This window comes from Hyphomicrobium denitrificans 1NES1, assembly GCF_000230975.2.
GTDB lineage: Bacteria > Pseudomonadota > Alphaproteobacteria > Rhizobiales > Hyphomicrobiaceae > Hyphomicrobium_B > Hyphomicrobium_B denitrificans_A.
Window position 1 is genome coordinate 2,067,814 of sequence record NC_021172.1, and the last position, 11,929, is coordinate 2,079,742.

At 60.6% G+C, this 11,929-nt stretch carries 11 protein-coding genes; 8 read left to right on the forward strand and 3 right to left on the reverse strand.

Annotation, left to right across the window (positions count from 1 at the left end):
- Positions 1-65 precede the first annotated feature (65 nt).
- Complete coding sequence (gene hemB / locus HYPDE_RS09940; RefSeq protein WP_015598309.1) at positions 66-1,121, forward strand: porphobilinogen synthase; 1,056 nt, start codon at positions 66-68, stop codon at positions 1,119-1,121.
- Here hemB and HYPDE_RS09945 read toward each other — a convergent pair.
- Positions 1,118-1,597, reverse strand: coding sequence for a DUF2155 domain-containing protein (locus tag HYPDE_RS09945; RefSeq protein WP_015598310.1), 480 nt, complete (start codon positions 1,595-1,597; stop codon positions 1,118-1,120). The two genes, hemB and HYPDE_RS09945, sit on opposite strands and share 4 nt — an antisense overlap.
- 178 nt (positions 1,598-1,775) lie before the next feature.
- Complete coding sequence (locus HYPDE_RS09950; protein WP_015598311.1) at positions 1,776-2,174, reverse strand: NADH:ubiquinone oxidoreductase subunit NDUFA12; 399 nt, start codon at positions 2,172-2,174, stop codon at positions 1,776-1,778.
- 734 nt (positions 2,175-2,908) lie between these two features.
- Here HYPDE_RS09950 and HYPDE_RS09955 point away from each other — a divergent pair.
- The 5 genes from HYPDE_RS09955 (at position 2,909) to HYPDE_RS09980 (ending at position 9,705) form a co-directional block, all read left to right on the forward strand.
- Positions 2,909-6,670, forward strand: a complete 3,762-nt coding sequence (locus tag HYPDE_RS09955) for a vitamin B12-dependent ribonucleotide reductase (RefSeq protein WP_015598312.1) — start codon at positions 2,909-2,911, stop codon at positions 6,668-6,670.
- A gap of 199 nt (positions 6,671-6,869) precedes the next feature.
- The gene (locus tag HYPDE_RS09960; protein ID WP_015598313.1) at positions 6,870-7,424 is read left to right on the forward strand and encodes a hypothetical protein; all 555 of its coding nucleotides are present in this window, start codon (positions 6,870-6,872) and stop codon (positions 7,422-7,424) included.
- Between the two features lie 177 nt (positions 7,425-7,601).
- On the forward strand, positions 7,602-7,907 hold the full coding sequence (locus HYPDE_RS09970) for a GIY-YIG nuclease family protein (RefSeq protein ID WP_015598315.1): 306 nt from the start codon (positions 7,602-7,604) through the stop codon (positions 7,905-7,907).
- A gap of 91 nt (positions 7,908-7,998) precedes the next feature.
- The gene (locus HYPDE_RS09975) at positions 7,999-8,895 is read left to right on the forward strand and encodes a hypothetical protein (protein WP_015598316.1); all 897 of its coding nucleotides are present in this window, start codon (positions 7,999-8,001) and stop codon (positions 8,893-8,895) included.
- Between the two features lie 180 nt (positions 8,896-9,075).
- Complete coding sequence (locus HYPDE_RS09980) at positions 9,076-9,705, forward strand: hypothetical protein (protein ID WP_015598317.1); 630 nt, start codon at positions 9,076-9,078, stop codon at positions 9,703-9,705.
- A 43-nt stretch (positions 9,706-9,748) separates the two neighbouring features.
- Here HYPDE_RS09980 and HYPDE_RS09985 read toward each other — a convergent pair whose 3' ends face one another.
- The gene (locus HYPDE_RS09985; RefSeq protein ID WP_015598318.1) at positions 9,749-10,480 is read right to left on the reverse strand and encodes a competence/damage-inducible protein A; all 732 of its coding nucleotides are present in this window, start codon (positions 10,478-10,480) and stop codon (positions 9,749-9,751) included.
- A gap of 100 nt (positions 10,481-10,580) precedes the next feature.
- On the opposite strand from HYPDE_RS09985, the gene sfsA reads away from it, so the two are divergent.
- Together sfsA and msrB are read left to right on the forward strand one after the other, a co-directional pair.
- Positions 10,581-11,303 (forward strand): DNA/RNA nuclease SfsA, encoded by a 723-nt coding sequence (gene sfsA, locus HYPDE_RS09990; protein WP_015598319.1) that lies wholly within the window; start codon positions 10,581-10,583, stop codon positions 11,301-11,303.
- A gap of 105 nt (positions 11,304-11,408) precedes the next feature.
- Positions 11,409-11,921 (forward strand): peptide-methionine (R)-S-oxide reductase MsrB, encoded by a 513-nt coding sequence (gene msrB / locus HYPDE_RS09995; protein ID WP_041320308.1) that lies wholly within the window; start codon positions 11,409-11,411, stop codon positions 11,919-11,921.
- Positions 11,922-11,929: the final 8 nt, after the last annotated feature.

An 11,929-nucleotide genomic window follows, 5' to 3' on the forward strand; every position in this document is an offset into this window, starting at 1 on the left:
TTGCATTGCCTTGGCGGGCGTGCCCAAACTCGTCGAACCATCCAAACCCTATTCCGCAGGCCTCGATGTCGACTCGTTCACGTCCCCCTTCCCTCGCCGCGCCGAATCAGAAAGCTGCGGGCGCAAGCGGCCGTTTTCCGTCGGTCCGGATGCGCCGCAATCGCAAGGCGCCCTGGACGCGCGAACTCGTCGCCGAGCATCGCCTTTCACCAAGCGACCTCATTTGGCCGATGTTCGTCATCGAAGGTAAAAATAGGCGCGTGCCTGTGGCGTCGATGCCGGGCGTCGAGCGGCTAAGCGTCGACCTGATCGTCGAGGCAGCGAAGGAAGCCGTCGCCCTCGGCATTCCCGCGATCGCACTTTTTCCTTCTACCGATCCGGCGAAACGATCGGATGATGCTAGCGAAGCCTTCAACGCCGACAACCTTGTGTGCCGTGCGACGCGCGCCATCAAAAAAGCGAAGCTCGATCTTGGCGTCATTCTCGATGTGGCGCTCGATCCCTATACCAGCCACGGGCACGACGGCCTCCTTGTCGGCCACGAGATCGTCAACGACGAAACGAATGCGGCGCTGATCAAGCAGTCCCTCGTTCAGGCCGAGGCGGGCGCCGACGTGCTGGCGCCATCCGACATGATGGACGGGCGCATCGGCGCAATTCGCGCAGCACTGGAAGCGTCTGGCTATAAGAATACACAGATCATGTCCTATGCCGCAAAATATGCGAGCGCCTTCTACGGTCCCTTCCGGGACGCCGTCGGATCGGCCGGTTTCCTCAAGGGCGACAAGCGCACCTATCAAATGGACCCCGGAAATACCGACGAAGCATTGCGTGAGGTCGCTCTCGACCTCGAAGAAGGCGCCGACATGGTGATGGTGAAGCCGGGTCTTCCGTACCTCGACATCGTGCGCCGCGTCTCGGAAACGTTCAAAGTGCCGACGTTCGCGTATCAAGTGTCGGGGGAATACGCGATGCTTGCGGGCGCATTCGAGAGAGGCTGGCTCGACGAGAACAAGACGATGCTCGAAAGCCTGCTCGCATTCAAACGCGCGGGAGCAGCCGGCGTGCTGACCTATTTCGCGCCGAAAGCGGCGCGGCTCCTCGGAGCGAAGGACCGCTAACGCCGGACGCGGCGGCGGAATTCCGGGGGCAGGTCGCCGCTGCCGCCATCGGCGGTCGGCGGTGGTGCGGCGGCCGTGGCGCTATTCCCCTGAGCCGGCGCTTGCGCGGGAGCAGGCTTTTGTTCGGCGACCGATCGAAGCGGCTTTTCGCAGCCTGTCAGCCACACGTCGTATGTGGGGTGCTCAAGGCCGTAGATGCCGGGGCTTTCCGCAAACATCCAACCCGTAAAAATTCGCTTTTCAGTACCGTCGAGCTGCGTTTCGTCGACCTCGACGAAAGTCGTCGTTTTCGGCTCCTCCGTCGGCGGACGCGAATAGCAGGCGCGCGGCGTTACTCTCAGCGCGCCGAATTCGACCGTTTTGTTGAGTTCGACCTCGAACTTCGAAATGCGAGCGGTGACCTTGTCGAGCGCGGAAAATACGGCGACGCGGTTTTCGATGCGATCGGCTTGTGCGGGCGACACCAAGCCCAACATGCATAAGACGGCGCCAAGAACAGACAAGCGCACAGCAAACGCAGCAGCACGACCAGCCCTTTCCGGCACATTCGAGAATGGCGTAAGCGGAGAGCTGTTCAATGCAGTTCCAATCGACGGAGCGTTCGTTCGCGACAGCTAGCTGACGCTAAAACCCGGCGTTTTTCTGATCACCGATCTATTGCGGCCGCCAAGCTTTATAATCCGTGGTCGATTTCGCCCGTTCGCCCTTGCCGAGAATCGAGCCTTTGGGCCGGTAGGCTTGCGCAGTGCCCGTCAGGTTCATCTGGTGACGCTTTTGCCAGTGCTTCGGCTGATAGCGCTCCTCCGTCGGAAGCGTGTCGACGGTATAATGCAGCCAACCGTGCCACTCGGGCGGGACCTGGCTCGGCTCGGAAAGTTTCGCGTACGTGACCCAGCGCGCCGGAACTCCCAGCGGCCCTACTCCGCTTTTCTGGAGATAATAGCGGTTACCGAACTCGTCCTCTCCGACGAGTCGCCCTTTACGCCATGTGAAAAAACGTGTGCCCCAGGTGTTGCCACCCCACCACGAGAAAATTTCACTGAACAAACCCATGGTCGCGGGTTCCTTTCATTCCATTCGGCTGCCTCGACTTAGCTGCACCGCACGCATGATGTCCAGACACCTAGGGGTCGATGTAGCTGAGCAACAGCCGCGGTACGGAATCGCACTAAGCTCACCTGACTCGGGCATCGCCAGAGGCAATATCCTGCCTCTTCCACACGGGCCCATGGCCTCCATCGGGCAGCAAAAACCAACAACATCGGACTTTGCGGCGGCAATACGGGCAAGTTGTCCACGCCACTACATCTAGTATCGGTTGCCGCTGCTACCGCAATATATATTTCAAAATCGATGACGGACGCTACGAATCGTCCTAGCTTTCCACCTGTGCGGCGGTCATGCGACGGCCGCGGCGCTGGTTGTGGACCGCCTGGCGCCGGACCCAATCAAAACGGTGTTGAGGGACGCCGGTTGTGGTTCACGGATTGCGTTCGGTTCACAAAGTCGAAGCACCTTCCTTTTGCGTCTGAGTAGCGCAGCAGCGCTTCAGGCCATCGGCCAGTTTTGGGGTCGGCAAACGCCGGCGTGAAGCGGTTTTGCAGCCGTCGTCGCGGGCGCGGGGAGAGTGTGTCCAAAGTGTAATGAAGTTTTAGTCGGCGTTCGCATTTCCATGCGCAGTTCCGCCCGGATCCATAGATCCGGCGGTTCGGCGATCAGACAACATACGGCGTTCGAACTCGTCTCGCTTACGTACGCCCCGCATGCCATGCAGGGGGTTCTATCCAATGAAGATCACGCGGCGTTTCACCGAAGCCGGCCTCTCTCCTTATGCCTCGATCCAGTTCCGGCGTGCGACGTCCGAGATCAAGAACCCAGACGGCTCCGTCGTCTTCAGTCTCAAAGGCTTCGATGTCCCAGAGCATTTCAGTCAGGTCGCGGCCGACATCCTGGCGCAGAAATATTTCCGCAAGGCCGGCGTCGCCCGCCGCCTGAAGCGATGTGAAGAAACGCAAGTCCCCTCGTGGCTGTGGCGCTCCACCCCGGACGACGCCGCGCTGCAGGATCTGCCGCAAGCCGAGCGCTTCGGCGGCGAAACCGACGCGCGCCAGGTTTTCGATCGCCTTGCCGGCACCTGGACCTACTGGGGCTGGAAGGGCGGCTATTTCTCATCGGAGGAAGACGCACAGGCGTTCTTCGATGAAATCCGCTACATGCTCGCAATGCAGATGGCGGCGCCGAACTCGCCGCAGTGGTTCAACACCGGCCTGCACTGGGCCTATGGCATCGACGGGCCCGGGCAAGGCCACATGTACGTCGATTTCCAGACCGGTGAACTCGTGCACTCGACCTCGGCGTACGAGCATCCGCAGCCGCACGCCTGCTTCATCCAATCGGTTGCCGATGACCTCGTCGGCGACGGCGGCATCATGGACCTCTGGGTCCGTGAGGCGCGCCTCTTCAAATACGGGTCAGGCACCGGCTCGAACTTCTCCTCGCTCCGCGGCGCCAACGAGAAGCTTTCGGGCGGCGGCCGCTCGTCGGGATTGATGAGCTTCTTGAAAATCGGCGACCGGGCTGCAGGGGCAATCAAATCAGGCGGCACGACTCGCCGCGCCGCGAAGATGGTCGTCGTCGATGTCGATCATCCGGACATCGAAGAATACATCACCTGGAAGGTGCGCGAGGAGCAGAAGGTCGCCGCTCTCGTCACCGGCTCGAAGATCTGCCAGAAGCGGCTGAAGGCCGTGATGAAAGCGTGCGTCAATTGCGAGGCGGAAGGTGAAGCCTGCTTCGACCCGCTGAAGAACCCGAAGCTCAAGCAGGCCATCCGCGAAGCCAAGCGCGACGGCGTACCGCAGAACTACATCCTGCGCGTCATCCAGTTCGCGCGGCAGGGATACAATGACATCCAGTTCGACACCTACGATACCGACTGGGACAGCGAAGCCTATCTGACGGTTGCGGGCCAGAACTCGAACAATTCGGTGCGCGTCACCGATGAATTTCTGAACGCGGTCGCGCAAGACAGGGGCTGGAACCTTCTTTCGCGGCTTGGCGGCAAAGTCACCAAGACGATCAAGGCGCGCGATCTCTGGGAACAGATCGGCTACGCGGCCTGGGCTTCGGCCGATCCCGGCATCCAGTTCCACACGACGATCAACGACTGGCACACCTGCCCGCAGTCGGGACCGATCCGCGCGTCCAACCCGTGCTCGGAATACATGTTCCTCGACGACACGGCGTGCAATCTCGCGTCGCTGAACCTCCTGCGCTTCCGCCGCGAGGATAAGTCGTTCGACATCGAATCCTACGAGCACGGCTGCCGGCTGTGGACCATCGTGCTCGAAATCTCGGTGCTCATGGCGCAATTCCCGTCGCGCCGTATCGCCGAGCTTAGCTATCGTTACCGGACGTTGGGCCTCGGCTTCGCGAACATCGGCGGCCTGCTGATGTCGGCCGGCATTCCTTACGACTCGGACGAAGGCCGCGCCATCTGCGGCGCGATTTCCGCGATCATGACGGGTGTCTCATACGCCACGAGCGCCGAGATGGCGGCCGAGCTTGGCGCATTCCCCGGCTATGAACCGAACTCGGCAGATATGCTGCGTGTCATGCGCAATCATCGCCGCGCCGCGCACGGCGAAGCGGAAGGCTTCGAGAAGCTCGCGACCGCGCCCGTGCCGCTCGATCACGCCTCGCTCAAGGATCGCCGCCTCGGCGAAGCGGCGAAGCGGGCCTGGGACCAGGCGCTCGAACTCGGCGAAAATCACGGCTATCGCAACGCGCAGGCGACCGTCGTCGCGCCGACCGGCACGATCGGCCTCGTGATGGACTGCGATACGACGGGCATCGAGCCCGATTTCGCGCTCGTCAAGTTCAAGAAGCTCGCGGGCGGCGGCTACTTCAAGATCATCAACCAGTCCGTGCCGGAAGCGCTGCGCGCACTCGGCTATCGCGAGAGCGAGATCGCGGAGATCGAGGCCTATGCCGTCGGTCACGGCTCGTTGGCGCAGGCGCCGGCGATCAACACGGCAACCCTCAAGGCCAAGGGCTTCACCGACGACGCGCTGGCGAAGATCGAGAAGGGCCTCGCGACTGCCTTCGACATCAAGTTCGTGTTCAACCGCTGGACGCTCGGCGACCAGTTCCTGACCGAGACGCTCGGCGTTCCGGCAGAAAAGCTCAATGACCCGTCGTTCGATATTTTCGCGCACCTCGGTTTTTCGAAGAAGGATGTTGAAGCCGCCAACGAGCACGTCTGCGGAGCGATGACGCTCGAAGGCGCGCCGCATCTCAGGGCCGCGCATCTGCCGGTATTCGATTGCGCAAACCCCTGCGGACGCAAGGGCAAGCGTTATCTCTCGGTCGAGAGCCACATCCGCATGATGGCGGCATCGCAGCCGTTCATCTCGGGCGCGATCTCGAAAACGATCAACATGCCGAACGACGCGACCGTCGAGGACTGCAAGCAGTCCTACATGCTGTCGTGGAAACTGGCGCTCAAGGCCAATGCGCTCTATCGCGACGGCTCGAAGCTGTCGCAGCCCTTGAACAGCCAGGTTCTGGGCGACGACGAAGACGACGCAGCCGATGCTGCGGACGCCCTGATGACGCAGCCGGTTGCTGCGCGTGCGGCGATCATTTCGGAAAAGATCATCGAGAAAATCGTCGAGCGCGTCGTCTACGTCGAGAAGGAGAAGAAGAAGGAGCGCGAGAAACTTCCGAGCCGCCGCAAGAGCTACACGCAAAAGGCGACGGTCGGCGGCCACAAGGTCTACCTGCACACCGGCGAATACGACGATGGGCGCCTCGGCGAAATCTTCATCGACATGCACAAGGAAGGCGCCGCCTTCCGCTCGCTGATGAACAACTTCGCGATTGGCATATCGCTCGGTCTGCAGTACGGCGTGCCGCTTGAGGAATACGTCGAAGCCTTCACGTTCACGCGCTTCGAACCGGCAGGCCTCGTGCAGGGCAACGAGACGATCAAGAACGCGACGTCGATCCTCGACTACATCTTCCGCGAGCTCGCCGTGTCGTATCTCGGCCGTCACGACCTGGCGCACGTCGATCCGCGCGAGATCGTCGGCGGAACGGGCCTTGGCTCAAGCGACAATCAGACGGACGAGCAGTTGGCGCTCGATCTTTCGGAAAGCGTGTCGAAGGTCGTTTCGAAGGGTCTCGTGCGCGGTGCCTCGGTCGTCCGCATCGCGGCGCGCTCAGCGGGCAAGACGTCGATTACCGAGACGTCCGCCAGCGTTACGACTGCGAGCCTCGATATCGGCGCGCGCTCAATCGACTCGACGCTGACGCACGGCGCCAACGCGCTGGCGTTTGGTGAGCATCCGGTCGAGATGCGCGGCGCGCCCGCTGCGGCGACGGCCGCTCCGATGAGCAAGTCCGAGCTCTTCAAGCAGCGTGCAACAGAAGCCAAGCTCCGCGGCTACGAAGGCGTCGCCTGCACCGAGTGCTACAACTTCACGATGGTCCGCAACGGCACCTGCCTGAAGTGCGACACGTGCGGCAGCACGAGCGGGTGCAGCTGAGGAGAAGCACTTGTGTGCTGAAATGCGATGCGAGAGCTTTTAACAAGCGTTTTCAACTCTACCGAGTTTTGGTCGACGATTGTCGGAGCAGTTGTCGGCGGGGGAATTGCTTTCTGCATTCAACTCGTTGCGTTGAAGGACGCGCGGCTTTTGCGAGAAACCTGAACGCAAGAACCGAACAGAAGCTCTCGCCAATGCATTGACGTTCAAACTTGTAAAGATCCATTCTATCACGAATGGAATTAAGAGACATTTTGATGAGTCCAAGTCCAAGGCAGACGCCGATGGGTTCGAGGGGGAACCTTGGCAAATTTTTGTAAGCGTGGCGAACACTCCGGAGCCAATAAGCTTTTCTAGTGAAGAAATGGCATTAGTGCTTTCATTAAAAAATGACGTCATTTTCAACGAACTGATGAACATTGATAATTGCCACGGCGCTTTGCTATCCGCGATCAATGCATTCAATCAATCGAGAGCCAAACTTGAAGAAAGTATCGGAGCAGTAGCAACGGCTATTGACGAACAGGGGCAACAGCTCAGCCACGCTATTCGTGGAAAAGATCTTGATCGCGTACGGCCTAAGATGATTGAGGTCAATGGTCTTGCTGAGGCACTAATGTCCGCAACCAATCTGGAATTGGCCAGGTGCGATTCTGTGCTCTTTGCCTTGAACAAGCTTCTTCGGGAGAAGTGCGGAGTAGCCTACAGAGTTGAGTCTGCTCAGCACAATAGTGCGTCATCCTCGAACGCGTGAGCGCAGCGATGCGCGTTCGGGGATCCAGCGTCAGACTCGGCGCAGCCGTCCGCACTTCCCGCAAGGCGCTTCCCTCGAAGCGCCTTGTTTGTTTTTGCACCTTCGGCGAGTTTTGCGCTGGATCCCCGCGCGTCGTTCGCGATGCTCACTTGCGCGAGGATGACGAAGGGGGCGTAGATGCGCGTCATCAAGCCGGCCGTTTATATTCTTGCAAGCAAGCGGAATGGGACACTTTACATCGGCGTCACCGGCGATCTCGCGTCGCGCGTGTCCGTTCATCAGCAGGATCTGTCGGACGGCTTCACGCGGCGATACGGCATGCACATTCTCGTTCATTACGAACATTTCGACACGATGCCGGAAGCCATCGCGCGAGAAAAACAACTAAAGAAGCTTTTGCGCTCCGCGAAAATCGCGCTGATCGAAACCGACAATCCGGATTGGCGCGATTTGACGTCCGACGTGCAGGCTTGGCGAAGCTAGCCGAGTTTTCGCAAAAACCTCCGCCCTCGCGCCTTTCTTTTTGCGATCAACGTGCGGGCAACGCGCCGCGTAAATCATCATTACGAAGGGTATGGTGCGTTTCACTGTTGACGGCCTTTTGAGTTTCGCAGAGCTTGTCCGCGTCGCGTACTCGGGGGGGACTGTCGTGAAACCGGAAGTTCTCGTTTGGGCTCTGCTCTTCGTCATCGCCGTCGGTCTTGCATACCGCTTCTTCGACCGGACTTTCCGCCGGATGAAGCGCACCGGCGAAGATCCTGCAGCGTTGCTGAAACCGTCTGCCAGGGCTGAGGCTGAACGGACAGCTCCAACTATTGAGGCCCGCAAGCCTGCGCGTTTCTCGGCTGCACCCGTGACGACTACGCCACCCCCTGCGCGGCCCGTTCAGGTCGTAGTTCCTCCACAGGCCGACGAAGCTCCGCCCGCTGTGTTGCCGAGACTAGTCCCTGCCGCTGAGGCGGCCGTCGCCACGCGCGGCCGGACGGTGATCGCAGCGCCTGACGTCAGGGCGACGCTTCCTCCGACTTTCGAGGTACCTGACGTCAGGGCAACGCTTCCACCGACGTTCGCGGCACCTGACGTCAGGGCAACGCTTCCTCCGACTTCCGCTACTATGGTGGCCGATACGGCGCCGTCACTTCAGCCAGCAACGCGGGCGCCTGATGCTGCTTCGGCGATTCCGGCAACGATCAGGCGGAGAGGCACCATGCTGCGCGCTCGCAGGATCGGCCTGGAGACGCCTCCACTCGATCAGCGGATCAAGGAATCGCGATCCCGCAAGCTGCGGCGACGATCAAAGGCGCGGCGCAAGCTCCGCACCCTACCGAAAAAACCGCGCAAGGCGCCGCCGCCACGGCGGATCGGCGCCGATCCCAAAGGCAGTGATGCATTCGCCTCGGCAAAAGCAATGACGAGAATTATCGGCATGCCGCATCAGGCGCTCCGCGTGCGTCGGGCAGCGGGCCGCTAAATTCCGAAAGCAACCGGCCATCAACACTCTGCGGAGCCTTCGACACAATCGCCGAAGCACGTCCACACGTTATCCTCATCCCTCCACATACGCGCACAGCCGGCGGCGGTGCCACTGGTCCATGACGCGCGAATCAGTCCACTTTCCGCCTGTCGAAGTTTGGGGATCGTGGAGTGGGCCATGTCTAAATATGCCGCATATGCCGCGCGGGCGCCGTTGTCCGTCTACCTCCTCGCCGATCACCTCGACAGCGCGCTGGCCGCCGGAGAAGACCTTGTCGCCCGCGGTCACGATTGGCGCGCGCTTGCAGAAGATCCGGGCGAGCCCTCCGAATTTCCGATGCGCCAACGACGGATAGCGGAGGATGTCCGAAGCTTCGAATTGATGCTCATTGCGCGCGTCTTAAAGGCGCGCACGCACGCGTTGTCGCTGGCCGAGGTCGACGATCGCTTTCGCGCAGTCGGCAACCTCTTTGCATCCGGAACTGCGATCCTGCACGACGCCGTGACGGAGTGCGGCGATGCGCGGGGCGAGGATTTTGAGACCGGCGACGATATCGTGTCCTACATTCGGAGCCGCGGTCTGATCGCACCCGATGCCGCGAACGTTCGCGGCGCCGCCGATCTTACGATCGACGACAGTTTCCTGGTCGCCAAGCGTATTGCGCTCGGACCGCTTCTCGACATGACATCGGCGTTCCTCGACGCACTTGACAGTCAGTACGAGCTCTTCGTTGAAGTGGAGCAGCCGGAACGTGCGACGCGGCTCAAGATCGAACTGGACGACAGAGACCGTCTCTCCCTGAACTGACACTCCGTCTCGCCGGTTCAGACCTTGCACGCGGCGGCTGTGTTCACAAGCCAAGCGCTGTTTTCAAAGTCGTCGCGGCTTCCGTCAACCGGACGGCATCCGCCGAGCGCAATACCAGGTCGGCAACCGGCTTACCGTCACGCAAGCGCGGATAACTCCCCATCGCCACATCGCGATAGCGTTGCTGATGCGCGGAAAAAATGTCGGCAATCTCGCTTTCGGGACGATCGACGGCGATCGTGACGGACAACATCTTATCGCCGGTTTCGAGATCGGGCGTGACTGCTTCGAGCATCGCCCGCATGATTTCCGGGACTCCGGCCATCACGATGACATTGCCGATGCGAAAGCCTGGCGCTCCTGACAGCGGATTGACGATCAACGAAGCACCGGCCGGAATCCGCGCCATCCTGAGCCGGGCGGGCGTCAAGGCAAGCCCGCGCCTCGAATAGTTTTCCGCGAGCAGCTTTTCGGCACGCGGGTCGACGTCGATCGGAACGCCACAGGCTTTTGCGATACTGTCGGCGGTGATGTCGTCATGCGTCGGACCAATGCCCCCGGTCGTGAAAAGGTAGTCATAACGTCCCTTGAGAGCATTTACGGCGGCACAGATCTCGGCCTCGTCGTCGGCGACAACGCGTACTTCTTTGAGCCGGATGCCGATGTTCGTCAGATGCTCGGCGATCACGCTGCTGTTCTGATCCTTGGTGCGACCGGACAGAATTTCGTCGCCGATAATCAAGACCGCCGCAGTTACTATGCGTTTGCCGCCCAACGCCCGCTCCTGTCCGATGTATTCCCGTTGCCGTCATAGCACTGCATTTCCCCCTTCGAAATACTTGCTCTCGCGCAGCATTGAGCAGATATGCGGAGCCATGAAATTCGCAACGCCCCTCACACCCGGAAAGCTCATTCAGCGCTACAAGCGTTTTCTCGCGGACGTTTTGACCGCCGGGGGCGTGACAGTGACCGCCACGTGCCCCAATACCGGCTCGATGCTTGGGCTGACGACGCCAGGATCGACGGTCTGGCTTTCGGAAAGCGACAGCCCGACGCGCAAATACCGCCATACCTGGGAAATGATCGAAAACGATCTCGGAGCCGGCCCGCACCTCGTCGGCATTAACACCGGGAAACCAAATGCGCTTGTAGCGGAAGCGATCGAAGCAGGCACGATCACTGAACTCGCGGGGTATCAATCGCTGCGCCGCGAAGTGCGATACGGCGAGAATAGCCGCATCGATCTTTTGCTTTCCGGAGGGCACGATCCACGCCCCTGCTATGTCGAGATCAAGAACGTGCATTTGATGCGGCAGGCGGGCCTCGCCGAATTTCCGGATTGCAAAACCGAACGAGGCGCCAAGCATTTGCGGGAACTTGCGGCCATGGTTGCTCAGGGTCATCGCGCCGTGACGGTGTTTCTCGTGCAGCGGGACGATGCGGAAATCTTCAGACTCGCGAGCGATCTCGATCCGGCATACGCGACAGCGTTTCAAACCGCGGCTGCTGCCGGCGTCGAGATGCTGTGCTATAGGTGCAAGCTGAGCCCAACGGAGATCACCGTCGAACGGCGGCTCGAGATTGCCGATCTGTTATGAACGATGCTCGGCTGGGGTGAAACGAAGTACCCTTCGGCGACGTACTCCTTTTCCAGCGCGCCAATCGCTGCGGCGCAATAAATGCGACCACCAAGGGAAAATGCCATGTACTCCCGCCGTGATTTCTCAAAACTGGGATTGGCCCTGGCCGGCGGCTTCGCCGGACTGAAGGGCGCCTCTACTCTCATCCAACCCAGTCAAGCCGACACGACCCCTGAAACATTCGAAGTGACGAAGACGGAGGAAGAGTGGAAGAAAATTCTCACTCCCGAGCAGTTCCAGGTCCTTCGCAAACACGGAACCGAGCGTCCAGGATCGTCGCCGCTTGACGCGAACGACGCAGCGGGCACGTATGTCTGCGCCGGCTGTGCTTTGGCGCTTTATTCGTCCGACACGAAATTCCACAGCGGCACGGGTTGGCCGAGTTTCTGGAAGCCGTTGGAAAACGCGATCGCGACCGCGCAGGACGACACGTATTCCATGATGCGCACGGAGGTGCATTGCCGACGATGCGGCGGCCATCTAGGACACGTATTCAACGATGGTCCGAAACCCACCGGCCTGCGCTATTGCATGAACGGCGTGGCGCTGAAGTTCGTCCCGAAAGGCGCGGCCTGACCCGCCGC

Excerpts from the sequence above, each read along its gene's own strand:
- hemB (WP_015598309.1), top strand. The coding sequence starts at position 66 with ATGTCGACTCGTTCACGTCCCCCTTCCCTCGCCGCGCCGAATCAGAAA.
- HYPDE_RS09945 (WP_015598310.1), bottom strand. The coding sequence starts at position 1,597 with ATGTTGGGCTTGGTGTCGCCCGCACAAGCCGATCGCATCGAAAACCGC.
- HYPDE_RS09950 (WP_015598311.1), bottom strand. The coding sequence starts at position 2,174 with ATGGGTTTGTTCAGTGAAATTTTCTCGTGGTGGGGTGGCAACACCTGG.
- HYPDE_RS09955 (WP_015598312.1), top strand. The coding sequence starts at position 2,909 with ATGAAGATCACGCGGCGTTTCACCGAAGCCGGCCTCTCTCCTTATGCC.
- HYPDE_RS09970 (WP_015598315.1), top strand. The coding sequence starts at position 7,602 with ATGCGCGTCATCAAGCCGGCCGTTTATATTCTTGCAAGCAAGCGGAAT.
- HYPDE_RS09975 (WP_015598316.1), top strand. The coding sequence starts at position 7,999 with ATGGTGCGTTTCACTGTTGACGGCCTTTTGAGTTTCGCAGAGCTTGTC.
- HYPDE_RS09980 (WP_015598317.1), top strand. The coding sequence starts at position 9,076 with ATGTCTAAATATGCCGCATATGCCGCGCGGGCGCCGTTGTCCGTCTAC.
- sfsA (WP_015598319.1), top strand. The coding sequence starts at position 10,581 with ATGAAATTCGCAACGCCCCTCACACCCGGAAAGCTCATTCAGCGCTAC.
- msrB (WP_041320308.1), top strand. The coding sequence starts at position 11,409 with ATGTACTCCCGCCGTGATTTCTCAAAACTGGGATTGGCCCTGGCCGGC.